The following is a 23,863-nucleotide window of genomic DNA, read 5'->3' on the forward strand; positions in this document are numbered from 1 at the left end:
CCCCGCCGCGGCAACCGAGAAGGAGTGCACGCTGCATGTAGGTGAATGTACTCCCCGGGTCCGGCGTCGATCAAATGTGGTCCGATCGGCCGACGGACTGCAGTAGTCGGTGAACCCGCATGTCAGGGGTCCTCGGGGGCATGGACGACGGCGCGGTGCGTACGCAGGGTGCTGCGGATTCCCGGCGCGATCGGTGATGACGGATCGGTGCGGTAACACCAGTCCAGGGCCTCGTAGCCGACGCGACAGAGCGCAATGTGCCGCGGCCACCGTTGCGCGGCCCACTCGGGTTCGTCACCGGCGCTGTCGGTTGCGCTCATCTCGGCTTCGAGCAGTGACCACTGCAGATCGCGCCGTACGGCGAGCATGTGGTCGGAGCCGATCGGAGAGTGGGCTGAGTCGTCGAGAAGATGGTCGACGTTGTCGAGGACGTCGGCGTCGGCACGCGCCCATGTGTGACGATGCGCGCGGGGAAGCAGCCACAGCAAAGCCGCGACAGCCAGTCCGACGCCGAGCAGCGTCTCCAGGAATCGATCTCGGACGGGGATGGTGATGTCGGAGTCGGGGGTGCCCATCAGCATGGCAAGCGGGGTGATGAACGAGACTGCGATGCCGTAGCTGCCGACGATTGTCAGTTCGATGAGGACGTTGAGCGCCGTGATCACCACGACGAGCCACACCGTGGTGAGACCGAGGTGGTGGAGTCCGACGAAGATCACCAGGCCGACGATTGTCCCGGCCAGCCGGTGGGTGGCACGGACCACGCCGCGGATGCGGTCGGGGCCCAGTTGCAGGACAAGCACAGTGCCGAGGATCGCCCAGTCGGGCCGCGACAGGCCGATGGCGAGCGACGCCGCTCCCGCGACAAAGGCTGTGATCGCGACGCGAGTGGTGGTGACGCGTGCATGGCTGTAGCGGTGGAGCGCGGCGGCCAGGCGATGCCGTACCGGCGGCCGTCGCATCGGTGGCGAGAGCGGACCCGGCGGCGCGACGTGGAACTGATGCAGCGATGTCCAGAGTCGTTGTGCCAGAGGGGTGTCGGTGGCAGCGGCGTCGTGCAGGACGGTCCACGCATTGAGTGTCGACATGGCCACACCGTGCCGACGCGCAGGGTCGGTGGACTGATTGTCGGCGAGGTAGGCGTCGATCGTCTCGATTGCGGCGAGCGTTGCCGCGGTCTGCGGGCCGTCCGGACGCCACAGTGCGGGGGCCATGCCGACAACGAGTGAGCCCAGCGCACCCGCGCAGGTCGCGACGACCAGCGCGTCGACGTCGACGCCGTGTCTGGTCACCACCGACGAGATGCACGCTGTGAGTACGAAGAAGAATGGTCCCGGCGGCCCGAGACGCATGGCGTTGACGGCGAACACCGACGCCGACGCCCAGGCCACGAGAGCAACGACCACCAGCAGCGAGACCACTGCGCCCGGTCGGGGGCCCGCGAAGTGTCCGAGCAGTCCGAAGGCGGCAGCGGCGGCGATCAACACGAGGGCTGCGAGCGTGATCACCCGCCACCGCACACGGTAAGGACGCTTCTCGCCGTAGAGGACCGCGAATGCGCCGAGTGCCGCGAGTAGGGCGTCACGCTCGTAGCCCGCTGCCAGTAGGGCGCATGCCGGTATCGCGAACGCGAGACCCGCTCGGATGGCCGCGGGCCAGCGTCCGCGAATGTCGGGGATCGCGAAGAGTATGCGGGTGGCCCGGGGTCGTGGTGGCGGCTGCGGGACGTGCACCGCTCAACAGTAGGTCGGAGTGTGCGGGCGGGCGAGTGGCCGCACCTTGCCGGGCGACCGACTCGGCGACGGGGGTTCTGCCCGTTCTGTCGGATCGCAGGGGCGCAAATAGTACTTTGGCGTCGGCTGAAAGTCTCTTTGCCTGAGCATTACTGGGTGTTCGCACTGCGAATTCTCAGGTACCGCTTAGCTTTTGGGGGTTTGCTTCGAGGGGCCGTCGGAACGTCGGCCGTCGCGCTCGATAGCGAGTGGGTGCCGAGAAAGGTAGAGACACATGTCACGTTTGTTCACCGGAGCGACGACGCGTCGGATCACCCTGGCGTTGGCCGGTGTGGGCGTCGCCGGCGCGATCGCCACGGGCGGAGTGGCCAACGCTGCTCCTGCTGCTCATCCCGCCAAGCCGGCGCCGGCGCAGACGACGCCGGTTCCCGGTACCAAGTGCACGCTCGCCGGAGTGGAGAAGGCATTGGCCAAGGAGGACCCGGCGCTGTGGAAGGACATCGAGTCGCATCCGCGTGCCAAGGAGCGGTTCGAGAAGACGATCGTGCTGACCCCGCAGCAGCGCAAGCAGCGCCGCGAGGAAATGCACAAAAGGCATCCCGAGCGCGCGCAGATCAAGAACTTCCTCCGCGACCATGGCCTTGCCAAGAAGGACCGTGTCGCGCATCGCGCCGCGATCAAGAAGGCGTTGGAGACCTGCTCCGGCTAAATCGGCGAACGGTGAGTGGATACACGTGCATCTGACACGTGCACGGAAAGCTCCGCGCGCATCTGTCAGAAGCGCGTGTATCCACCGCGATCCGTCAGCCTTCGAACGGCTCGCCCCAGCGTCGGCTGAACGCGATCTCCTCGAGGGGCAGCCGCTCGCGTGGCCGCTCGTCGCGCTCGCGGATCTCGGCAGCCAGCGTCGACGGGTCGGCGAGATGGCCGACGGCGAGCATCGCCAGTGGCTTCTTGTCGGCCGGGATGTCGAAAGCTGTTGTCGCTGACTCCTTGTCGAACCCGGCAAGCGGATGGCCGTTGAGGCCGAGTGCCCCACACTGCAGGATCATCTGCGCCAACGCCAGGCCGAGGTCGACGCCGCCGTAGAGGTCGGGTTTCGGATCCGACGGATCGTTGGTGGTGCACAACAGGATCAGGGCTCCCGCGGTCGGGGCCCACGTTGTGTTGCCGCGGTTGAGTGTGGCGGTCAAGGCGTCGAACGTCGCGTCGCCACGTAGTCCGACGACGAATCGCACCGGCTGCATCCTGCCCCAGGTGGGCGCCCACCGGCCGGCCTCGAGGATCTCGCGGACCTCGTCGGCCGACACGGTTGCGTTCGGGTCGTAGCCTCGGGCGCTCCAGCGTTGACTGATCAGTTCATGCACCGTGCCGACGGTACTGCGTCAGGCAGACGGTGACTGCGTCTGTTCGAGCTGGTTGACGGTTCGTGGTGTGCGCATGACCATCGCGAGGATCACGCCGAGTACTCCGAGTGCGATCACCGCGGCGAGCGACGCCGCATGGATACCGCTGACGAACGCCTCCTTGGCGGCGTCGGCCAGTTCGGCGCCCGCAGGCCCCATGTCGTGCGAGCGGTGCAAGGTCTCGCCGAGTGTGTCGCCGAATGACCAGCCGTCGTTGTGCTCGCGGAACATCAGGGTCGCGAGCGAGCCCAGCAGTGCCAGCCCCAGCGCCGTACCGAGCTCGAAGCTGGTCTCCGAGATGCCCGACGCCGCACCTGAGCGCTCCGCGGGTACCGATCCGACGACGACGTCGGACACCAGCGAGAACTGAATGCCGTAGCCGATACCCGCGATCGAGGTGAACACGAGGTAGACCCAGAGCGGACTCGACGTCGTCAACCAGAGCAGCCCCAGGTTGCCGACAACGCCCAGTGCGACAGACCCGACGAATGCGGTGCGCATCCCGACGCGGCCGGCGATCCGCGTGGCCCCGATGGAGAACACCGCGACGGCGATCGCCATCGGGAGTCCGGCTAGAGCGGCGTCGAGGACGTCGAAATCACGCACGGATTGCAGGTAGACGCCCGTCAGATACGACATGCCGCCGAGCGCCATCATTCCGACCAGTGCCACCGACACCGCTGCACTGAACTGCACGTTCTTGAACAGTTTGAGGTCGAGTAGCGGTGCGGCGATGCTGCGCTGGTGGACGAGGAAGATCGCGAACATCACGACGCCGACAACGCCGATGGCAGCAACGGGAGCGGTGACGCCTTCGGACGCCATGGTCTTGATGGAGTACACCACCGGCAGGATCGCGAGCAGGGAGAGACCGACACCGACGAAGTCGAACGGGTCACCTGTCCCTGCGCGATACTCCGGAATGAGTTTGGGCGCGAGCAGGAACAGCACGGCGAGCACCGGCACATTGATCAGGAAGACGACGCCCCACCAGAAGTGGTGCAGCAGAACGCCTCCGACGACCGGTCCGATGGCAGAGCCGCCCGCGAACGCCGCGGTCCACACGCCGATCGCCCGACCGCGGGACTTGGCGTCGGGGAACATGTTGGCGATCAGTGACAGGCTCGACGGCATCAGCGTCGCACCGCCGACGCCCATCAGGGCACGCGCCGCGATCAGGATGCCTGCGGTGGGGGCGAATGCGGCGATCACCGAGGCGATACCGAACAGCCCGGCACCAGCCAGCAGTATGCGCCTGCGGCCGATGCGGTCGCCGACGTTGCCCATCGTGATGAGCAGGCCGGCGATGAGGAAGCCGTAGATGTCGAGGATCCACAACTGCTGCGCCGCGCTCGGATCGAGGGCGTCGGTGATCGCGGGAATCGCGAGGTAGAGGACCGAGAAGTCCATCGACACCAGCAGGACCGGGAGGGTCAGTACGGCCAGTCCCCACCACGCGCGTCGATCGGCGCCCGGTTGTTCGCGGGTGCGCTTCTCGGACGGACGGATGCGGACGGACATGACTACTGCTCTCCTTCGACAGTTCAGGTGGATGCGAGTGGCGTGGCAAGCGGCCTGTGAGGGCACACGCGTACGCCGTACGCATCGACGGTACGGTCATGAGTACGCTGTACGCAAGTGAGTTATTCCCCGTAGACGAGGAGAAACGGTGACCGACGATCGAGCGCCCAAGCTCACGTCCGCCGTCATCGTCGACACCGCTATCGACGTCGCCGATCGGGATGGACTGCCCGCGCTGTCGATGCGGCGCATCGCCGAGGAACTCGGGGTGGGTGCGATGTCGCTCTACCGGCACATTGCCGACAAGGACGCGCTGCTCGAGGCCATGGCCGAGGAGATCGGTCGTCGATTTCCGTACCCCGTCGACGAGCCTGGGCCGTGGACGTGGCGGGAGCGGGTTGCGATCGCGGTCGACGTCGACTGGGAGCTCTACCGACGGCATCCCTGGGTGGTGCTGGCCTACTCCGCGCCCCGGTACAGCTTCGGCGTCGACGCACTCGAAGGTCTCGACTGGCTCGCCGCGGGTTTCACCGACCTCGGCGTCGACATCACCACCGCGACCGAGATGGCGCTCGCAGTGTGGAACTACGTCAACGGAATCGCGTTGGTGCAGGTCAGTGAGCAGCTACTCGATGCGACACCCGGCGAGCGTTCGAGTGGACTGGCCGAACTCATCGACGGGCGAGTCGAGTCACGGCTAACCCGACTGTCGACGTTGTCCGAGGCTCCCGACGCCGCGCGGTTGAACGATCCGCGCGCGTTGCTCGACGCAGGCATCGACTACCTGTGCGCGGGCTTCGAGGCGAGAGCGGCGTCGTCGTAGCGGGTGCCCGCGCCGGGGGTGCACGGCCTGCTGGCGCTGGAAGTGGGGGAAGGGCTGCGTGGCGCGGCGAAAAGTAGGGGAAGGGTTGCGTGGCGCGGCGAAAAGTGGGGGAAGGGCTGCGTGGCGCGGCGAAAAGTAGGGGAAGGGTTTCTTCCGCGGCTTTTGTGCCTTTGCGCTGGTTGTTTTTAGGGGAGATGACCAATACCAGGGGAAAAGTCTCGCACGGCCGCTGAATCTCGCGGAAGAGTCCCGCTCGCCCGCTGAATCTCGCGGAAGAGTCCCGCTCGCCCGCTGAATCTCGCGGAAGAGTCCCGCTCGCCCGCTGAATCTCGCGGAAGAGTCCCGCCCGCCCGCTGAAACCCGCGGAGAAGCCCCGCCCGCCCCGCCGAAACCCGCGGAGAAGCCCCGCACGGCCGCTGAAACCCGCGGAGAAGCCCCGCCCGCCCCGCTGAAACCCGCGGAAACAACTCGACGCCCCGGACCCCCACCCGAACCGAACTACGACGCCACACCGCGTGCGGCTCAACCCCGAACCCCGGCCTCACATCGCGTGCGGGTACACCGTCAGCATGTGGGCGCCGAACCAGGCGCTGCCGATCACCATCGGAACGACGACGGCCATGGCGACCGAGGTCTTCTGCCGCGCCAGCGCGATGGCGAGCGGCAGCAGCAGGACGAACGCGGGGAGCAGTAGTCGTGGTCGGCTGATCATCAGCCCGCTCGAGAGCACGATCGACGCCACGATCAATGTTCCGTACAGCAGAACCGGCCACGGCAGTCGGGACCAGAAGGCAACGACGACCATCACGAGCGTCGTGATGATGATCCACGCCGTCGCGACCGAGGCGACCTCGCCGGAGTTCACCAGAGCGTCGTTGACGAAGTTGAAGGTGACGACGCCGCCGTCGATTCTGGTGTCCCAGCCCTCGGTCTGAATGCGGAACCAGCCGGTGGGTGAACCAGTATGGGCCCAGACGACCGCGAGGTAGCCGAGATATCCGAGCGGACTGAGGACGAGGGCGAGCCAGAGGTACGCACCACTGCCGTGACGGGATCGCCACGAGCGGGCATCGCGATCGCGCACGAGCGTCATCGCTGCGGCGAGCATGACGACGCCGATGATGACGACGGCGGTCGGTCGCACGGTCCCCGCGAGACACGCCGCGATTCCCGCGAGCATCCAGTTGCGTTCGAGTACCCCGACCAAGGCCCACACCGTGAGCGCGCAGAACAACGCCTCCGTGTAGGCCATGTTGAGCACGACGGACATCGGCGTCGCGGCCAGGATCGCGACGAGATACAGGCCGACGCGCTCCGGGTCGACCGCCGTCCCGCGGGTCAGTGGCGACCGGGTGCCCATGGCGCGCACGCAGTCGGCTCCCAGCCGCGCGGCCCCGACGGCGGTCAGGCAGCCGAGCACGACGTTGAGTGAGATCGCCGCACCGAACGGAGTGACCAGCGGAAGCTTGGCGATCCAGCCGACCAGGTACGGGTACCCCGGGAAGAAGGCGTACGCAGTGTCGGCGGTGTGTAGGCCGCGAGCGTCGGTGAGCGAGTACGGCACGTCACCGTAGCCGTGCTCGGCGATGGCGAGCATCCACTTGCCATCCCACGCCGACAACGCGTTTCCGACGCTTGTCTCGCGCAGTTGCGCGAACCGCCCGAGCACCAGCAGCCCGACGATCCGGATCGCGATGAACACACCGACCGCCGACACCCAATAGGGCAGGGAGTCGTCGTGGCGACTTCGCTCGGCGGTCTCGACCCGACTCTCCTTCGACGCACCCGCCCGCCCACCGGGTGACTCGACGATCCGACGATCCGACGACTCGGCGGCCGAGTCTGCGGAGGAACCTGTGGTCCGCTCGGGCGAAGACGTGGCCCGACCCGCCGACCCGCCGCGGCGCGTCGCGCGGGACTCGACAACCGCCTTCCTGGCACGGCGTTGGCTCTTCGCCTCTCCGACGTCGGTCTCGCTCGTCACCACAGCGATGTTAGGTGACTCGCGTGGTCTACAGCACGGCTGAGGCGTCCCGCACCACCACGCCGTGGCCGGTCGGAACGCCGTCGGTAAGGTTGTCTCGGCAGTCAAGGAAGAAAACCCGACGTCGAACCCTGCCGGGAGGTTATCTACGTGGCACTCGTGGTGCAGAAATACGGTGGATCATCGGTTGCGACAGCTGAGCGCATCCGCCGTGTCGCCGAGCGCATCGTCGAGACCAAGAAGCAGGGGAACGACGTGGTGGTGGTCGTGTCCGCGATGGGCGACACCACCGACGAACTCCTCGACCTCGCTCAACAGGTCAACCCGGCCCCACCGGCCCGCGAGATGGACATGCTGCTCACCTCGGGTGAACGCATCTCCAACGCCCTCGTCGCGATGGCCATCAGTTCGCTCGGCGCGCAGGCGCAGTCGTTCACCGGCTCGCAGGCGGGTGTGATCACCACCAGCAGTCACGGCAAGGCAAAGATCATCGACGTCACCCCGGGCCGCGTTCGCAGCGCACTCGACGACGGCAAGATCGTGTTGGTCGCCGGATTCCAGGGCGTCTCCCAGGACACCAAGGACATCACCACGCTCGGACGTGGCGGCTCCGACACCACCGCAGTCGCGCTCGCGGCAGCGCTGGAGGCCGACGTCTGCGAGATCTACACCGATGTTGACGGCGTCTATACCGCCGACCCGCGGATCGTGCCCGACGCCCGTCGCCTCGAGACCGTCTCTTTCGAGGAGATGCTCGAGATGGCCGCATGCGGCGCCAAGGTCTTGATGCTGCGCTGCGTGGAATACGCCCGCAGATACAACGTTCCCGTTCACGTGCGCTCGTCGTACTCGACCAAACCCGGCACACTCGTTGCCGGCTCGATGGAGGACATTCCCGTGGAAGAAGCGATTCTCACCGGTGTCGCACACGACCGCAGCGAGGCCAAGATCACCGTCGTCGGCCTCGACGACCAGCCGGGGTACGCCGCCAAGGTGTTCCGAGCGGTCGCCGACGCCGAGATCAACATCGACATGGTGCTGCAGAACATCTCCAAGGTCGAGACCGGCAAGACCGACATCACCTTCACCCTCCCGCGCGAGCTTGGCCCGCTGGGCGTCGAGAAGCTCACCAAGCTGCAGGAGGAGATCGGTTTCACCGAGGTGCTCTACGACGACCACATCGGTAAGGTCTCGCTGGTGGGAGCCGGTATGAAGAGTCATCCCGGTGTCACGGCCACCTTCTGTGAGGCACTGAGCAACGTCGGAATCAACATCGAACTCATCTCGACGTCGGAGATCCGAATCTCGGTGTTGTGCCGCGATACCGAGCTCGACGACGCCGTGCGCGCACTGCACGAGGCGTTCGATCTCGGTGGCGAGGAAGAAGCCGTTGTCTACGCAGGAACGGGGCGCTGACATGGGCGAGCGAAGCGACGGGAGATGTCACTGATGGGCGTACGTATCGGAGTTGTCGGAGCCACCGGGCAGGTCGGCGGCGTCATGCGAACTCTGTTGGCGCAGCGGAACTTTCCCGCCGACGAGGTTCGGTTCTTCGCCTCGCCGCGGTCGGCGGGCAAGAAGCTGCCGTGGGGCGATGGTGAGATCGTCGTAGAGGATGCGGCTACCGCTGATCCGAGCGGACTCGACATCGCGCTGTTCTCGGCCGGTGCCACGATGTCGCGCGAGCAGGCGCCACGATTCGCCGCCGCAGGCGTGCGGGTCATCGACAACTCGTCGGCGTGGCGCAAGGATCCCGATGTGCCGCTGGTGGTTTCGGAGGTCAACGGCGAGTTGGCGCACAACCCGCCGAAGGGCATCATCGCCAACCCCAACTGCACCACCATGGCAGCCATGCCCGTCCTCAAGCCGTTGCACGACGCCGCAGGCCTGCAGCGCTTGATCGTCTCGTCGTATCAGGCGGTGTCGGGAAGCGGCCTGGCGGGCGTCGACGAACTTGCCAGCCAGTCGCGCGCGGTGATCGACGACGTCGAGAAGCTGGTGTACGACGGATCGTCTGTCGATTTCCCCGCGCCGAACAAGTACGTCGCGCCGATTGCCTTCGACGTCCTGCCGCTGGCCGGTTCCCTGGTCGACGACGGGTCGGGGGAGACCGACGAGGATCAGAAGCTGCGCAACGAATCTCGGAAGATTCTCGGCCTGCCGGAGCTGTTGGTCAGCGGTACGTGTGTGCGTGTGCCGGTGTTCACCGGACACTCGTTGTCCATCAACGCAGAGTTCGCGCAACCGCTCTCACCGGCCCAGGCCGACGAGATCCTCTCCGGCGCTGCGGGGGTCGAGTTGGTCGACGTTCCGACTCCATTGGCGGCGGCGGGCAAGGACAACTCGTTGGTCGGACGTATCCGACAGGATCCGGGCGTTCCGGACGGCCGTGGACTCGCCCTGTTCGTCTCGGGTGACAACCTCCGAAAAGGCGCTGCGCTCAATACGATTCAGATCGCCGAGCTTCTCGTCCGATAGCCGATTCTTCATCTGCGGCCCCGCACTGTGAGGCCCACAACCGCCCGATTGGGGTCACTCGATGTCAACACCAGCAGACGCCCCGGCGGTTGCCGACAGACTCGGTCACTACTACAAGATCGACGAGCCGTACCAAGTTGGTCGGGAGAAGGTGCGCGAGTATGCGCGCGCCGTGCAGGATCACCACCCGGCGCACCGTGACGAGGCCGCCGCACACGAACTCGGATACGCGGGACTCGTTGCGCCGCTGACGTTCACGGCGATTCCGGCAATGGCAGCCAACCGCGACCTGTTCGAATCGGTCGTCGTCGGCTATGAAACCTATGTGCAGACCGAGCAGGTCTTCGAGCAGCATCGCCCGATTGTCGCGGGTGACGAACTCACCACCGACGTCGAACTGTCGTCGATCCGACGCGTCGCAGGCAGGGACCTGCTCACCGTCACCAACACGTTCACCGACACAGCGGGTGAGGTCGTCCACACGATGCACACCACGGTTGTCGGGGTGAACGCCGACGAGGTCGACCCGGCGATCAACGATGCGGTCCGCAACATCATGGTGCACGACGTGAACATCATGACTGCCGATGCGTCGAATGCCGCCTACCGCAAGACGGTACGACCTGAAGGGGCACAGGTCATTTCGACCGCAGGTGCGCAGCGGACGTCGGGCGCGCTCGACTTCGATTCACTGACTGTCGGAGACGAACTACCGCTTCGCAACGCGCGTCTGTCGCGTGGTGATCTCGTCAACTACGCAGGTGTGTCCGGTGACGGCAATCCGATTCACTGGGATGAGTCCATCGCGAAGCTCGCAGGGCTCCCCGACGTGATCGCCCATGGGATGCTGACGATGGGGCTCGGCGCCGGGTTTGTCTCCGCGTGGTCAGGCGATCCGGGCGCGGTGAGCAGATACTCGGTGCGACTTTCGCAGGTGGCAGTGGTGTCTGCGGCCGAGGGTGGCGTCATCGAGTTCAGCGGCCGTATCAAGTCGCTCGATCCCGAGACCCGCAGCGGAGTCGTGCTCATCGTCGCGAAGTCGGGCGGTCGCAAGATCTTCGGCCTCGCCACCATGAACGTGCGGTTCGCATAACGGGCGTTCCCGACACTCGTGCGCCCTGGCTCACACCCCGTGGTTACTGTGGGGTAGGTTACGACCATGACACGAATTCGGGGATTCATCTCAGGTAGGCGGGTCCGTCGTGCGACGCGACGGTCAACGGTCGCGGTCACGGCAGGGGCGTTGGCTCTCGGAGCGGCGACAGCGGCCGTCGGTCCAGCTCACGCGGCCGACTTCTACACTCCGCCGTCGCAGTTCTCCGCATCGCCGGGGTCGGTCATCCGTAGTGAGCCGAGTCCGTTGTTGCTGCAGATACCGGGCCTGAAGAATCAGTGGCCGGGAACGGCGACGCGGATCATGTATACCTCGCGCTATCAGGACGGTAAGCCTGCGGCGGTGACCGGAACCGTCGTCGAGCCGACAGCACCGTGGAAGGGCAAAGGCCCCCGGCCCACCGTCGTCCTCGGACCGGGCACCATCGGCCAGGGGGATCAGTGCGCGGGATCGAAGCTCATGAGCCTGCCCGTGGCCATCGACCCGAGCAAGCCGAGCCTCGCGCTCAACTACTCGGCCCTCGAGATGAATCTTCTGCTGATCAACGGCGTGCGAGTCGCGATCACCGACTACATCGGGATGGGCACGCCCGGCATCCACACCTACGTGAACAGGGTCGAGACCGGACAGGCCATGCTCGACGCTGCCCGCGCGGCGCTGAAGGTCGAGAAGGCACCGGCCAACGCACCGATCGCCTTCTCCGGTTACTCGCAGGGTGGCGGGGCGTCGGCGTCCGCGGCCGAGTTGGCGTCGACGTACGCACCAGAGCTCAATGTGAAGGCCAGCTACGCCGGTGCGCCGCCGGCCGATCTGTCGAAGGTGATCAACCAGATCGACGGCACATTCATCGTGGGCGGTATCGGGTATGCGATCAACGGTCTCGAGGCCCGGTATCCGGAGCTCAAGAGCGTCATCGACCAGGAGACGAATCCTCGGGGGCGGCAGGCGCTCAAGCAACTGTCGACGCAGTGCATCGCCGACACCGGACTGGCCTTCGGATTCCAGCGAACCAATGCGTGGACCCGTGACGGCAAGCCACTCTCGGCGGTCATCAACAGGCATGCGAATGTCAAGAAGATCGTCGACGAGCAGCGAATCGGACGCCTCAAGCCCAATGCGCCGGTCCTGCTCGAGGGTGGTGTCAACGATGACGTCATCCCGTACGGCCAGGTCGCGCAACTCGATCGTGACTGGCGGGCGCAGGGTGCTGATGTGCAGATGATCAGCAACACCATCCCGCCGATCTTCCCCGGCCTCGTGGTCAACCATGGATTGCCGATGATCACCACACTGTTGCCCGCGACGAATTATCTTCTCTTGCATCTGAACAACTGATTCGACGACGAGCATCGTGATGCCCCCGTCCCACTGGGCGGGGGCATCGCCACGAATCGGCTCGTATCCCTATGGCGCAGAAGACGTCTCGGTCTGGTAATCAACACGTTGGTCAACGACGGGCCGGGGCACGGCGGAATCTGGTCGATGACGTCGCAGACCAACGAACGAACCGATCACCAGCAGGATGCTCACGACATAGGCGGTCATGGCATAGGGAAGCGGTCCGATTCGGCCCCCATTGGGCGCCACGCCGTCGACCGCGGCAAAGTAATCGGGTAGTGCGCTGATCCAGAGCACGGCAGCGATCACGAGGTAGATTGCGCAGCAGATCACCGGAAACCACTCGCGTGCAAGAGGTTCGGGCAGCGCTGCCGGGTCGGCTCGGCGCGCGCGGTATGCGCCGTAGAAGGCCAAGACGGTGACGACGGCCAGAACCGCGACGTATGCCCACGCGGACACGGCGCGACCGACGAGCAGCGAACCGCCGAGCAGATCCACGATGGTCGGCGGAATCGACCCGACGAACAGCACCGGCCATACCAGCACACTCGTCACCACCACATCGCGCACGATGTACCAGCCGCCCCTGTGCGGCACGGTGCACAGCCATCGGGTCACCAGAGCGATTCCAAACGGCAGCATCACGCTGAAGGCGCTCATGTTCAACAGCGGTATGCCGCTGAACGATGGATGGGCCGTCGATACCTCCTGGTTCCACACCCACCATTTCATCTGCGGCCCAAGGCCATCTGCCACCTGGTAGAGGCAGTGGAACACGAAAGCCACACAGCCCGCGGACACAAAGATGTTGTAGCGCGAGAAGATCCCGGTGCGCTGGACGAGCGTGTACGCCACGTAGAGGTACACCGGATACATCGCGACGATGTAGAGCGGTAACCGATCGTAGAGGAACTGGACCGTGAACAGGTTGTGTGCGAACGTGAGTCCGAGTTCGTCCTCGATACCGAACCATTGCGGGAAGTAGGCGATCGGCTCGACGAGGAGCAGTGCGAGGATGCCGCTGCACCAGACCACCAGATTCGACGCGTCGTGCTGCGATCGGTACCAACGGACGGCGTGAACCAAGCACGCGATCACTCCGACGACGAGAGTCGCCTCGATGACGGGCAGCGTCCAGTTGTCCAGATCTGCGGGATTGGTGATCGTGACGACCGCATTGCCGTCGCACCGGACGCCGTGAAGCGTCTCCGACAGTCGCGCGTACTCGGCTGTGCATGTCTGCATTCGTGCACCTCAGGGTTCTCGAGGATGTGACCCGATGCCCTGATCATACGTCTGTGTCAGATATGTATGACCAGAATCAGGAATCTGACATGCGACGATGGACGGATGAGAACACGAGGCTGGGGTGGCGACCTTCCGCGCTCGGAGGAGGAGGCCCGTGAGCGGATAGTCTCAGCGGCGATGCGGTGTATCGATCGATCGGGTCCGGCCAAGACCACGCTCGCCGACGTCGCGGTCGAACTGCAGGTGACCAGGCAGACCGTCTACCGCGTGTTCCCCACGACGGCCGACCTTCTCGCTGCTGTGGGAGAGGCCGGTGCTGAGCAGTTCCTCGAGCGTCTCACGGCTCACGTCGCCGACATCACCGATCCGCGGGATGCGCTGGCCGAGGCGGTTGTCTACACGCTCGGGCGGCTTCCGGACGAGCCGCACATCGGACTTCTCGTACAGGTCGGCGAGAACGAGGTCTTCAGTCGCGGGGCGACCTCCTCGCGTGCGATGCGGTTCGGGGCGTCGGTGTTGCGTCGGTTCCCGATCGACTGGGCTGCAATGGGTGTCGACGACGAGCGGCTCGACGGCCTCGCCGAGTTCATGCTTCGAATTCTGTTGTCGTTCCTGCAGTATCCGTCTGACCCGCCCAGGAGTCCGGGTCAGCTGCGCGCGTACCTTCGACGCTGGCTTACGCCGGCGCTCGACCTGGAAGAGCCTGATGCGCCGCCGGTACGGTGAGCCGCCGGGCGACCGTCAATGGAGGGCGATGCCGAGCTTGCCTGCCATCACCGAGACCATGTGCTGAACACCGATCTCGTTGCGGCCTAACAACATATGGTCGTGCTGTCCCCGTCGAACACCTTCACCGCACTGGGGCAGCATGGTGAAGTCCTCGTCGCGGACCGCTGCGTGCACCTGCGCGAAGATCTCGTCGTACATTGACCGTTGCTCGTCGGTGGTCGCGGGATAGCGCGCCATCCAGCTGTGCCGCACGGTGCAGGTCGTTGCCGACTTCTCGGGCAGGATGTCGATCACCTCGACCCCGACCGGACTGTTGGCGAGGATGAGATTGGGATACACCCAGTAGATGATCCCCATCTGAGCAACGGGGTCCCAGTTGTCGGCGGGCTCGGTGCCCTCGAGTTGGTTGATCCAGTTGAACGGGAAACCGATTCGGTGGTGATCGCCGAACTCATCGTAGACGTGGGTGTTGGCCAGGGTGTTCATTCCGATCACGCTCTCGCCGTGCACAAACGGGAAATGATATCCCTCGGCGAAGGCCTCCAGCGCTCCCTTCCAGCTGACCTCGGACGTCAGAAACCGTTCATCGTGATAGCCGAAGTCCTGGTAGTTCCATTGCGCCAGTTCTGGGCCCATCGATCCGAGGTGGTCGTCGAGATCGATGTCGGCGTCGGCGGTGAGTACCGCCCAGACAAAGCCGTACTTCTCCTCGCTGGGCAGTTCGACGAGGCCGTAGTCGTCTCGGTTCATGGATTCGAATCCAGCAGCGCCGGGTACTCCCTTGAGTATGCCCGCGGTGTCGTACACCCATCCGTGATACGGGCACGTGAATCTGCGTGAGTTTCCCGAACCGCATGCGGGCATTGCCCCGCGGTGTCGGCAATAGTTGAGCAACACATGCGCGGTGCCATCGCGGTCGCGTGTGATGAGCAATGAGTCGCCGAGAACCGAGCGCACGACGTAGTCGAACGGTGCCGGGATCTGGGCGGTCGCGAGAACGGGAATGGGGACCCGGCGGAGGATCGCTGACTCCTCGAGGTCGCGCAGCTTCTCGTCGTTGTAGTAACTCAGCGGCACACGCAACGTGTCCGGGGCCATGTCAGTGGTGTGTGTGAGTGCCAGATCGAGTGCGCGGCGGGTCAATTGCGGACCCAGTGGCGTTGGAGCGGAGGAGTGTGCGTAGAGCGAGGTGACATCGGGGCTGGTGGTCATCGGAGTGTCCTTCATCGATATCGTCTGATAGCGACCATACACGTGCACCGGTTAGTGTCTAGTCATGTTGGTAATGTTTCAGGCCCTCGGGGTATGTGATGAGCATCGAGTGGCAACGATTCGCTGAGTTCGTCCGGGATGAGATCGTCACAGCGGTGACCGAATTCGCGCAACAACATCCCGACGCATGTCCTCGGCGCGCTGTACTTTACGATTTCCGCACCCATGATCTGCTGATACTCTTCCCGACGATTGCGGTGTGTGGAGCGGAGGCCGGCGACGCACATCCGGAAGAGTGGGAATGGCAACATGATTCGACCCGGTCAGCCGACGCTTGGGCGGCGGTGCTGACCGCTTACGCGGGGTCGGGCAGTGCTGGATGGCCCTCGGTGGTCAGCGGATTCCACGCGGCGATCGCCGCGGGATGCCGGAGCGCGGCCGAGCGTCTCATTGCACACGGCGTTGTCGGAGGCGAATTCGATGCTGACGCAGAACGGCCCGACGACACGTTGCCGGCATGCGTGGTCGGCGTCGACGATATCTGCGAAAGCACTTCTCTCGATGACAGATTCGATCTGCTCGATCGCATCGGGCGGGTGTCGGACGAGGTCGCCTGCGAGCTCTTGTCGCTCGTTCGGGACCGCTCGTGGCCCGACGTGGTTCGCGGCGCAGCGGCGTCGACTCTGGCGTGGGTGGGTCGACTCGATCTCGTCGTCGCCGACCTGTCTTCACTCACCCACCAGCAGGCACTCGACGTGGTGGCGCGGCCGTATCTGGGGCGAGACAAGAATGGCCCGTTGAACTATTCGCCACTCGAGCGAGTCCTCGACGCACATCCGATGCTTCACGACGAACTCGTCACACGACTGTCGCCGACGTCGATGTATGGCATCGACGCCGACGACCTCCCCGCTGCGATGAGTGGGCTCTCGTCACGATGGGCGTTCGTGCGTAGGCATGCCTCCATCGTGCTACTGAGCGTGCACGTGTGACACCGCCGCCGATCTGACGTCACACAGCAAATCTGCCGGCGAAGGCGCGGAGGGGTAGATCGTTGCTCGTGATGATGCCCGGACGGGCCTCGACGACCGATCGAATGGAGTTCAAGGCGGGAAGTCCCGTGACAGTCATGCCGATGGATGCGAAGTTCTCGGGCTTTGACAGATCCATTCCGGCTTTCGGGAAGATCATGTGTTTGCTGTAGATACTCGGGTCGCCGGTGATCTGAGTGATGTAGCAGGCCTTGATATCCCACGCGGGATCGGTGTGTGGCGTCATCTGCCACTCGAGGTGTGTCTCGACGCGCGGAACGCCGTCGACCATGCCCTGGTACTTGATGTAGTTCGCCCCCAACGACCCCTTGGGCAGGAAGTACCAACCGAGGTCGACGTCCTTGGTGCAGGCGCCGAGTTCGTAGGAGTATTTCACCTCGTCGAGTTCGAGACCGAAGGCGTCCGCCATCAGATACACGGAGTCGGCGAAGACTGCGGTGTACTTGTACAGGGAATCGGGGATCGACGGATCGTCGACGGGTAGCCCGTATCCCACTGCCTTCCACGTGTCGACAGAGTGGTGGCATGAGACGTCGACGGACTCGGTGACGGTGACATTCTCGATCTCGGCGACGTCTGCGCTGTGCACGATGCCGAGGATCTGGCACAACCCCGGGTTCATGCCGGTTCCGTAGAACGTCGATCCGCCGCGTTGACAGGCGGCCTCGATGACCTCGCTGACCTTGCGTCCCGACGGGTGCTGCCAGTTGGTGTCGCGGTGGTAACCGGTGATCCAGTCGGCGGTTGTGACCACGTTGATGCCTGCTTCGAGTACTTTTTCGTACAGGTCTTCGTCGGGGAACACTCCGTGGAAGGTCAGGACGTCGGGGCGAGCGGCGATGATGTCCTCGACGGTGCCGGTCGCCGTGACGCCGATCGGGTCGAGGCCGACGATCTCGCCGGCGTCACGCCCGATCTTGTCTCCGGTATAGCAGTGCAGACCGACCAATTCGAGGTCAGAATGCGCGAGGATTCTGCCGATCATCTCGGAGCCGAGATTGCCTGTGGCGACCTGGAATACGCGAATGGCGGATGAGTTGCTCATGGACGAGACCTTTCGTGGGCGTGGTGGCGGTTCGAGTTGGATGGGTTGTGGGGGAGGTGGTCCGGGCCGCTCACGCCGAGGCTGCGGTGGCCGAGGGGTGCAATGGGACGATCGCGCCGCTTTCCGGATGGGCTGGGTCTCGGCCGTACGCTGAATCGCCCCCGGGATAGAACTGCACAGCCCAGTTGCGCAATGCGGTGAAACCCTTGAACTCCCGTTGGGATAGGGCAGGGGGGTCGGAATAGCGCTGGTGCGACCAGATCTCGACATCATTGTCGAATTGTTCGATGACGAGATCGGTCATCGTCTTGCCGTACTTGGTCAGTTCCGTCGTGGATTCCTCCCCCGGCTTCTTCCCGATCCAGACGGTGAAGCGGACGTCGCAGGTCCGGTCATCGACCGGCGTGACGGCGGGCATCGTGCGGTTCTCGACCATGCCCCAGGATTTGGTGATCGAGCAACCGAGACCGGCGTTGACGGAATAGACGCCGCTGGCGGCGGTTTCGAGCGTCGCGCCCTCTTCGAACGCGATGGTGAAGTCGACGTAGGACACCGGGCCGGCGAAGTCGTGGCGGGTGAACTCGGGCATGAACGGTGTCTGGTGGACGAACTTGAAGTGAGCGAAGTCGACGCCGTTCTCCATGACGTACTGCGGATGCAGTTCGAGCTGCTCGTGGAACAGGGTCCCGCCGGGGATGGGTGCGTAGTAGTTCTCTGCGTCGGCGGGGTCGTCCCCGAATGCCGTGAACATGTCGGGAACCTCGAAATACGGTGGGCGAGAAGCGGTGTCGAACCAGATCCACACCGCATGATTGTGTTCGACCACGGGGTAGCTGCGGATACGCCTGCCCTTGTTTGGGCGCTTCTCGTAAGGGATGCAGACGTTGCGGCCCTTGTCATTCCACTCCCATCCATGGAACGGGCAGACGAGGTTTTCGCCCTCGACGTGGCCGCCGTAACCCAGATGTGCGCCGAGATGTTCGCAGTAGGCGTCGAACACCGAGACCTTTCCCGACGCCGAGCGCCACGCGACCATGTCACGCGAGAAGTACTTCATCGTGCGGACGTCACCGACCGCGAGCTCGTGCGACCACGCCACCTGATACCAGCCGGTCGGTTCCATCGACAGTGGGGTCTGTGCCATGAGCAAAACCGTAGAGGCCTCTGTGAAAGAGTGCAAGAGGGTTCTGTGAAAATGTCGGGAACGGGCTACGATCGGACTCCATGAGCGAGGCGACAACCACTCCCAGGCGTGCGAACAAACGTGGCCAGGCCACGCGCGACAGCATGATCCACGCCGCCATCGCCGCGCTGGCGACCGGTGACCCGACCGCGGTGTCGGGAAATCGGATTGCCCGCGAGATCGGTGCCACCTGGGGCGTGGTCAAATACCAGTTCGGCGATATCGACGGTCTGTGGGCCGCCGTCCTGCGACACACTGCAGACGAGCGTGGCGATCTTCCCGCGAACGTCAAACCGGACGGAACGCTTCGCGAGCGGGTCTCGGCGCTGATCGACGCGATGTTCTACGGACTCACCACGCCGGAGGCACGGGCCATTGAGACCCTACGCGCGACACTCCCGCGGGAGCATGCCGAACTCGAACGTGAATTCCCGCGCACTGCAGCCGAATTGGCGTCATGGAAGCCGAACTGGGACTCGGCGTTCGAGCGCGCCTTCGCTGATCTGGGCCTCGATCCGCAGAAGGTGCGCCAGATGGCTGCGCTGATCCCCGGAGCAATGCGCGGGCTCATCTCCGAGCACACCCTGGGCACGTACGGCAACCTTGATGACGCCCGTGCGGGAATGGTGGGCGCCATCGTCGCCTATCTGGCACAGTGACGCGGTGACATCGCACCGTCCGGGACTGGCTGTCCTTGTCCGCGTACTCGTCTGTTCGATGCTGGTCGGCGCCGCGGTTGTCGGTTCACCGCTTGTCGATTCCGCGATCGCGACCGCTGCACCGCCGGCTCACGGCCCGGCCGCGCCCGCACCGGGGCCGGCGACCGGCCTGGGTCCCGTCGGCACATCTCTGATGCATGGCGACCTGTGGTCGTCGGATTCGACGCCGTTCGCAGGGCCCGGCGCCACTGCGCGCGTTGCGGCGTCGTCGATCCCCGGTGGAGCGTGCGCTGCGACCTTCGTCGGCAGCGACGGGCTCCCGGTCTCGTTGTGCACACAGTTCGTCGGCACCTCGCCACTGCAGGTGGCGGTGGCCACGGTGACACTGTTCGATCCGAGAACTGCCGCGCCGATCGCACGCAGGCAATTGACCAAGGGCGGACTTCTGGGTGGTGTGTACGGATACCTCGACGACCGCGACCGCGTGGTGGTCGCCGACGGTTCTGGTGCGATTCTGCGAGTGGCACACAGGTATTCGACGCGGGGATGGGAACTCTACGTCGACGATCGTGTCGACGTGAGAGAGCACATCGCTGCTGGTGATGCGATCACCGCACTCGCTCCGGATTTCGCTGGACGAATCTGGTTCGTGACCACGCACGGGATCGTCGGCACCGTCGACGCCGCGCGACACGTGCGCTCGATGCATCTCCCCAGGGGTGAGGACCTCGGCAACGGCCTGTCGGTTCGTGCGTCAGGGGTATCGGTGATCTCGACCCACGCACTGTACGAGATGCGGGCCGACGCCAACGGGACCCCTCACGTGGTGTGGCGTCGTGCATACGATCGGGGAGCCGCCCGCAGGCCCGGACAACTCACCTGGGGATCGGGCACGACACCTACCTACTTCGGCCCGGGTGGCGATGGCTGGGTTGCCATCGTCGACAACGCCGCGCGGCCGCAGCTGATCGTCTACGACAGCAACACCGGCGCGACGGTGTGCCGCATGCCCGCGTTCGAGACCTCGGGACAGGGCACCGAGAACTCGCCCATGGCGTGGGGCGACTCATTGATCATCCCGAGCACGTACGGCTACCAGTACCCGCCGATGGCCGTGAGCGGGCCGAGCGTGCCGGCCACCGCGCCGTTCGTGGGTGGCTCCACGCGCATCGACGTGTCGGCGAGCGGCTGCCGCCGGGTGTGGGAGAACGACGACCGTCTGGCGTCGCTGCCCCGACTGTCTCGCGCCGACGGGCTCATCCACGGCCTCGGCTACGGGCCGTTCCGCGCGGGAACGGTCCAGCAGGCCGGGCCGATCGACTACATTGCCACCGACTTTGCAACCGGCACGCGGGTGCGCACCCTCCACGTCGGCGACGGACCGGTCGACGAACCGCTCGAGCTGACCGGCACCATCGCGCGCGACGGCTCGCTGTGGCAGGCGACCGTGACGCGGATGCTCAAAATCGCGCCGCGGTAAGGCGCGGTAGGCGCGGTAAGCCGCGGTGGGGCCAGGCACGGGGCCGGGGCTGAGCGGTTCGGCGCGGGGTGCAGAAACTGGGGGAAGGGTTCTTTCCGCGGGTTTCGTCGGTTTCCGCGGGGTGTCGCGGGGTGCAGGAACTAGGGGAAGGATCTCTTCCGCGGGTTTCGTCGGTTTCCGCCGGTTGTTTCGCGGGGAAAGTCCAGGAACTAGCGGAAAGATCCCTCCCGCTAGATTTTTCCCCGGGGGGGCCGACGCCTGGACAGCGGACGAAGAGCGAGGAGTCCGACGCCGCGAGGGCGACCGCCTCCGAAGGTCGGGTACCCGACGCCCCGGGGCCCGACTCCCCTGAAACCCGGGCCCGATGCTTCCAAGCACCCCGAGGCACCCCGAGGCACCCCGAGGCACCCCGAAGCCTCCGGGTCCGGCGCTGAGAAGCGCCTCGGGGTGGCAATGCGACAATCGTCACCATGACCGCCGACGAAGAACCCGATCACGTGCCCTCGCAGGCCGAGCTCGACGCCGAGGACATGGCTGCAATCGCGCGGCGGTCGAAGGACAAGGACGAGGCCGTGCTCTATCCATCGCGGCCGGTCGATCCGGGGCCGCCGCCACGGGTGCTGACCGTCCCCGCGCGCGTCGCGTTCTGGGGTGCGGCCGTCGCGGGTCTGATCGCGTTCGTCTATGGGTTCGTCAACGTCGGCACGATCAGGGGGCTTCTCCGTGACCGTCTGCGCGACGGACTCGCCTCCGATCCGCGCAATGCTGCACCCGCGGACCGTATCGACACGATGGCCAACTTCTTTCCGCCATTCATGCTGATCATGATCGTCGTGTTCCTCGCGATCGAGTACGTACTCCTCGTGGGTGCTGCCACCCATCACAGCCGCAACTGCCGCAACTTCTACCTCGCGGCGGTCCTGGTCAACCTGCTGTGCATCCCCATCGGGATCGATCTGCTGTTCCGCTACCCGGACGTGTGGTCGGCCCTGCCGGTTATCGGATGGATTCAGTTCGCGCTTCTCGCGGTCTCTGCGCTGTGCACGATCCAGCGATCGGTCAACCGGTGGCTGCCGCAGTCGACACGGATGCGTCCCATGCGCATGGTGAAGGGCCGCTAGCAGGCGCGGTAGGGAACAGTGGTGTGTACCGCCTGCGGACCCGATCGTCGGCGCAGGCGGCACACGGGCAGAGCACGGTGACGTGCTTCCACTCTGGAATCGGTTAGACGAAGAAGAGCGCGCCGAAGGTGACGGTCGTGCTCGTCGCGAGTAGGGCGAAGATGACGCTCCCGGACCTCGCGGAGGCGATCAGGGGAGTCGGCTCATCCGTTCCGGGTGCGCCGGATCGGCCCACGACATCACCTGTGTGCGCAGTCGTCGTGGCCGTCGACATGAGTGTCTCCTCACTCCGGATGCCGTCACGAACCCGTTGTCGCGACGCGCTGTAGACGACAGTAGGTGCGGGTTCGCGCCGCTGACCAGCGCAGAGGATGACTGACTGTTCAACAGCAACACATGGTCACGAAGGTGTAACGACGCAGTGGGAGGCACTGGACAAGCCACTGACTTTCACATATCTCGTAAATGGATGGTTAGCTAAGTAGATGACACGTCTCTCGCGACGACCCACTTACCACTCATCGGTGCTGGCCGCCGAAGATCTGTCGATGGAGGTCGTCATGCAGTTCGCCCCGGTCCGCCGCCTCTCGGACGGTGCGCTCGCGGCCGTCGAACTACAGGTGCGCGGTCTGGCCGGTAGCGCAATGGGAACAGCGGAGTCGTTGCGTCGCGCGGCACGTCTCATGCAGCAGAAGGCATCGCTCGACAAGCAGAAACTGGCATTCGCCGACTCCCCGCAGGCGGCGGAACTCGCCGAGATCCTTCCGGTGCTTGTCACCGTCGACATGGATTCCGTTCCGGAACACGAACTCGATCTGTTGCCGACGCCGCCTGCGCTGCAACGACTCGTGTTCTCGGTGTCACCGGCACAGTTGCTCAGCCGACCACACGAGATGCTCGGCGCGGTGAAGGCTGCACGGGGACGCGGGCAGGTGATCTGCATCGACGGAATAGGCGTTGACCCGCACGCCATCTCGATGCTGCCGCTCATCGAGCCCGACGTGATCATCACCGGTCCCGAGCTGCTCTCGGTGGCGACCGAACCCGACATGGCAGAGATCGCGCATGCGCTCGCGGCACACGTCGAGCGCAGCAACGCGGTCGTTGTCGCAGAGGGCGTCGACGACGACCGACGGCGAGCGGCTGCCCTGACGATCGGTGCGGGCTACGGCACCGGTCGGCTTTATCCGGCCGTCGCCAATCCGTCCGAACTTCCGGCCGACGAGATCGTGGCATTTCCCGACGCGCCCGTGTGGTCGAGTCCTGCCCCGTCGGCAGATACGCCGTACCGACTCGCCGCGGGCCTGCAGGAGCCGCGGCGGGGAACCAAGCGGCTGCTCGTCGAGATGAGCAAGTCGCTCGAGGCCCAGGCTGCGTCTGCCGGGCAGGCGATGATCGTCGTCGGAACTTTCCAACATGCGCGGCACTTCACAGACACGACGGCCAGACGCTGGCACGATCTCGCCGACGCCACCGGCTTCGCGGGCGTTTACGGTGTCGGCCTGTCACATATGGTCGACGGCAACGTCAGGCACGCGCCACTCGACGCCGCCGATGATCTCGTGAACGAGTGGACCGTCGCGGTGCTCGGGCCGCACTTCGCGGCCCTGCTCTCGGCGCGCGATCTGCACGACGCCGGTCCGGACCTCGACCGCAGCTTCGATTTCGTGCAGTCCTTCGATCGGCTCACCGTGACGCAGGCCGTGCACAGTGTGCTGACCCGGTTCAGCTGAGCCA

The 23,863-nt window shown here is 65.2% G+C and carries 21 protein-coding genes; 12 read left to right on the forward strand and 9 right to left on the reverse strand.

Annotation, left to right across the window (positions count from 1 at the left end):
* Window positions 1-122: 122 nt before the first annotated feature.
* A complete protein-coding gene (locus tag GOACH_RS04855; protein ID WP_005171440.1) occupies window positions 123-1,733 on the reverse strand; it encodes an FUSC family protein in 1,611 nt (536 codons plus the stop codon).
* Between the two features lie 274 nt (window positions 1,734-2,007).
* Here GOACH_RS04855 and GOACH_RS04860 point away from each other — a divergent pair, with 274 nt between their 5' ends.
* Window positions 2,008-2,442 carry a hypothetical protein gene (locus tag GOACH_RS04860; RefSeq protein ID WP_005171443.1) on the forward strand — a complete coding sequence of 145 codons (435 nt, stop codon included), beginning with the start codon at window positions 2,008-2,010 and terminating at the stop codon, window positions 2,440-2,442.
* 94 nt (window positions 2,443-2,536) lie between these two features.
* On the opposite strand, the gene GOACH_RS04865 is transcribed toward GOACH_RS04860, so the two are convergent.
* Both GOACH_RS04865 and GOACH_RS04870 read right to left on the reverse strand, forming a co-directional pair.
* A complete protein-coding gene (locus GOACH_RS04865; protein WP_005171445.1) occupies window positions 2,537-3,100 on the reverse strand; it encodes a nitroreductase family protein in 564 nt (187 codons plus the stop codon).
* An 18-nt stretch (window positions 3,101-3,118) separates the two neighbouring features.
* Window positions 3,119-4,660 (reverse strand): MFS transporter, encoded by a 1,542-nt coding sequence (locus GOACH_RS04870; RefSeq protein ID WP_005171448.1) that lies wholly within the window; start codon window positions 4,658-4,660, stop codon window positions 3,119-3,121.
* A 148-nt stretch (window positions 4,661-4,808) separates the two neighbouring features.
* Here GOACH_RS04870 and GOACH_RS04875 point away from each other — a divergent pair, with 148 nt between their 5' ends.
* Window positions 4,809-5,483: a TetR/AcrR family transcriptional regulator gene (locus tag GOACH_RS04875; RefSeq protein WP_005171451.1), complete on the forward strand. Its 675-nt coding sequence runs from the start codon at window positions 4,809-4,811 to the stop codon at window positions 5,481-5,483.
* A 541-nt stretch (window positions 5,484-6,024) separates the two neighbouring features.
* Here GOACH_RS04875 and GOACH_RS04880 read toward each other — a convergent pair.
* The gene (locus GOACH_RS04880; protein ID WP_373279073.1) at window positions 6,025-7,296 is read right to left on the reverse strand and encodes a putative hexosyltransferase; all 1,272 of its coding nucleotides are present in this window, start codon (window positions 7,294-7,296) and stop codon (window positions 6,025-6,027) included.
* Window positions 7,297-7,617: 321 nt separating this feature from the next.
* On the opposite strand from GOACH_RS04880, the gene GOACH_RS04885 reads away from it, so the two are divergent.
* The 4 genes from GOACH_RS04885 to GOACH_RS04900 all read left to right on the forward strand — a co-directional run bounded on the left by GOACH_RS04885 (window position 7,618) and on the right by GOACH_RS04900 (window position 12,394).
* Window positions 7,618-8,883: an aspartate kinase gene (locus GOACH_RS04885; RefSeq protein ID WP_005171455.1), complete on the forward strand. Its 1,266-nt coding sequence runs from the start codon at window positions 7,618-7,620 to the stop codon at window positions 8,881-8,883.
* 33 nt (window positions 8,884-8,916) lie between these two features.
* Window positions 8,917-9,945: an aspartate-semialdehyde dehydrogenase gene (locus tag GOACH_RS04890; RefSeq protein ID WP_005171457.1), complete on the forward strand. Its 1,029-nt coding sequence runs from the start codon at window positions 8,917-8,919 to the stop codon at window positions 9,943-9,945.
* Between the two features lie 61 nt (window positions 9,946-10,006).
* Window positions 10,007-11,038: a fused (3R)-hydroxyacyl-ACP dehydratase subunits HadA/HadB gene (locus tag GOACH_RS04895; RefSeq protein WP_005171460.1), complete on the forward strand. Its 1,032-nt coding sequence runs from the start codon at window positions 10,007-10,009 to the stop codon at window positions 11,036-11,038.
* A gap of 66 nt (window positions 11,039-11,104) precedes the next feature.
* A complete protein-coding gene (locus GOACH_RS04900; protein WP_005171461.1) occupies window positions 11,105-12,394 on the forward strand; it encodes a lipase family protein in 1,290 nt (429 codons plus the stop codon).
* Window positions 12,395-12,463: 69 nt separating this feature from the next.
* Here the strand turns inward: GOACH_RS04900 and GOACH_RS04905 are convergent, their stop codons facing one another.
* A complete protein-coding gene (locus GOACH_RS04905; RefSeq protein WP_005171463.1) occupies window positions 12,464-13,642 on the reverse strand; it encodes a hypothetical protein in 1,179 nt (392 codons plus the stop codon).
* A gap of 105 nt (window positions 13,643-13,747) precedes the next feature.
* Between GOACH_RS04905 and GOACH_RS04910 the strand changes: the two genes are divergently transcribed.
* Entirely contained in the window at window positions 13,748-14,371 is a 624-nt protein-coding gene (locus GOACH_RS04910) for a TetR/AcrR family transcriptional regulator (protein ID WP_005171468.1), read from the forward strand.
* 15 nt (window positions 14,372-14,386) lie between these two features.
* On the opposite strand, the gene GOACH_RS04915 is transcribed toward GOACH_RS04910, so the two are convergent.
* The gene (locus tag GOACH_RS04915) at window positions 14,387-15,586 is read right to left on the reverse strand and encodes an aromatic ring-hydroxylating oxygenase subunit alpha (protein WP_005171470.1); all 1,200 of its coding nucleotides are present in this window, start codon (window positions 15,584-15,586) and stop codon (window positions 14,387-14,389) included.
* A 98-nt stretch (window positions 15,587-15,684) separates the two neighbouring features.
* On the opposite strand from GOACH_RS04915, the gene GOACH_RS04920 reads away from it, so the two are divergent.
* Window positions 15,685-16,578 (forward strand): hypothetical protein, encoded by an 894-nt coding sequence (locus GOACH_RS04920; RefSeq protein ID WP_005171474.1) that lies wholly within the window; start codon window positions 15,685-15,687, stop codon window positions 16,576-16,578.
* A 19-nt stretch (window positions 16,579-16,597) separates the two neighbouring features.
* Here the strand turns inward: GOACH_RS04920 and GOACH_RS04925 are convergent, their stop codons facing one another.
* Window positions 16,598-17,683, reverse strand: coding sequence for an NAD(P)H-dependent amine dehydrogenase family protein (locus tag GOACH_RS04925; RefSeq protein ID WP_005171477.1), 1,086 nt, complete (start codon window positions 17,681-17,683; stop codon window positions 16,598-16,600).
* 70 nt (window positions 17,684-17,753) lie between these two features.
* Window positions 17,754-18,827 (reverse strand): Rieske 2Fe-2S domain-containing protein, encoded by a 1,074-nt coding sequence (locus tag GOACH_RS04930; RefSeq protein WP_005171479.1) that lies wholly within the window; start codon window positions 18,825-18,827, stop codon window positions 17,754-17,756.
* A gap of 80 nt (window positions 18,828-18,907) precedes the next feature.
* Here GOACH_RS04930 and GOACH_RS04935 point away from each other — a divergent pair, with 80 nt between their 5' ends.
* From GOACH_RS04935 to GOACH_RS04945, 3 genes are all read left to right on the forward strand, one after another.
* Complete coding sequence (locus GOACH_RS04935) at window positions 18,908-19,525, forward strand: TetR/AcrR family transcriptional regulator (protein ID WP_005171481.1); 618 nt, start codon at window positions 18,908-18,910, stop codon at window positions 19,523-19,525.
* A 58-nt stretch (window positions 19,526-19,583) separates the two neighbouring features.
* Entirely contained in the window at window positions 19,584-21,005 is a 1,422-nt protein-coding gene (locus GOACH_RS04940) for a hypothetical protein (protein WP_005171484.1), read from the forward strand.
* A gap of 470 nt (window positions 21,006-21,475) precedes the next feature.
* Window positions 21,476-22,126, forward strand: a complete 651-nt coding sequence (locus tag GOACH_RS04945) for a hypothetical protein (protein WP_005171487.1) — start codon at window positions 21,476-21,478, stop codon at window positions 22,124-22,126.
* Between the two features lie 103 nt (window positions 22,127-22,229).
* Here the strand turns inward: GOACH_RS04945 and GOACH_RS23940 are convergent, their stop codons facing one another.
* Window positions 22,230-22,400 (reverse strand): hypothetical protein, encoded by a 171-nt coding sequence (locus GOACH_RS23940; protein ID WP_169330851.1) that lies wholly within the window; start codon window positions 22,398-22,400, stop codon window positions 22,230-22,232.
* 286 nt (window positions 22,401-22,686) lie between these two features.
* On the opposite strand from GOACH_RS23940, the gene GOACH_RS04950 reads away from it, so the two are divergent.
* Window positions 22,687-23,859 (forward strand): EAL domain-containing protein, encoded by a 1,173-nt coding sequence (locus GOACH_RS04950; protein WP_005171490.1) that lies wholly within the window; start codon window positions 22,687-22,689, stop codon window positions 23,857-23,859.
* Window positions 23,860-23,863 lie beyond the last annotated feature (4 nt).

The organism is Gordonia aichiensis NBRC 108223, assembly GCF_000332975.1.
Taxonomy (GTDB): domain Bacteria; phylum Actinomycetota; class Actinomycetes; order Mycobacteriales; family Mycobacteriaceae; genus Gordonia; species Gordonia aichiensis.

What these genes read in the sequence shown, in the direction of transcription:
- GOACH_RS04940 (WP_005171484.1), top strand. Translation starts at nt 19,584, where the DNA reads ATGCTGGTCGGCGCCGCGGTTGTCGGTTCACCGCTTGTCGATTCCGCG.
- GOACH_RS23940 (WP_169330851.1), bottom strand. Translation starts at nt 22,400, where the DNA reads ATGTCGACGGCCACGACGACTGCGCACACAGGTGATGTCGTGGGCCGA.
- GOACH_RS04870 (WP_005171448.1), bottom strand. Translation starts at nt 4,660, where the DNA reads ATGTCCGTCCGCATCCGTCCGTCCGAGAAGCGCACCCGCGAACAACCG.
- GOACH_RS04925 (WP_005171477.1), bottom strand. Translation starts at nt 17,683, where the DNA reads ATGAGCAACTCATCCGCCATTCGCGTATTCCAGGTCGCCACAGGCAAT.
- GOACH_RS04905 (WP_005171463.1), bottom strand. Translation starts at nt 13,642, where the DNA reads ATGCAGACATGCACAGCCGAGTACGCGCGACTGTCGGAGACGCTTCAC.
- GOACH_RS04900 (WP_005171461.1), top strand. Translation starts at nt 11,105, where the DNA reads ATGACACGAATTCGGGGATTCATCTCAGGTAGGCGGGTCCGTCGTGCG.
- GOACH_RS04860 (WP_005171443.1), top strand. Translation starts at nt 2,008, where the DNA reads ATGTCACGTTTGTTCACCGGAGCGACGACGCGTCGGATCACCCTGGCG.
- GOACH_RS04950 (WP_005171490.1), top strand. Translation starts at nt 22,687, where the DNA reads ATGCAGTTCGCCCCGGTCCGCCGCCTCTCGGACGGTGCGCTCGCGGCC.
- GOACH_RS04945 (WP_005171487.1), top strand. Translation starts at nt 21,476, where the DNA reads ATGACCGCCGACGAAGAACCCGATCACGTGCCCTCGCAGGCCGAGCTC.
- GOACH_RS04910 (WP_005171468.1), top strand. Translation starts at nt 13,748, where the DNA reads ATGAGAACACGAGGCTGGGGTGGCGACCTTCCGCGCTCGGAGGAGGAG.
- GOACH_RS04895 (WP_005171460.1), top strand. Translation starts at nt 10,007, where the DNA reads ATGTCAACACCAGCAGACGCCCCGGCGGTTGCCGACAGACTCGGTCAC.
- GOACH_RS04890 (WP_005171457.1), top strand. Translation starts at nt 8,917, where the DNA reads ATGGGCGTACGTATCGGAGTTGTCGGAGCCACCGGGCAGGTCGGCGGC.
- GOACH_RS04930 (WP_005171479.1), bottom strand. Translation starts at nt 18,827, where the DNA reads ATGGCACAGACCCCACTGTCGATGGAACCGACCGGCTGGTATCAGGTG.
- GOACH_RS04915 (WP_005171470.1), bottom strand. Translation starts at nt 15,586, where the DNA reads ATGACCACCAGCCCCGATGTCACCTCGCTCTACGCACACTCCTCCGCT.
- GOACH_RS04935 (WP_005171481.1), top strand. Translation starts at nt 18,908, where the DNA reads ATGAGCGAGGCGACAACCACTCCCAGGCGTGCGAACAAACGTGGCCAG.
- GOACH_RS04920 (WP_005171474.1), top strand. Translation starts at nt 15,685, where the DNA reads ATGAGCATCGAGTGGCAACGATTCGCTGAGTTCGTCCGGGATGAGATC.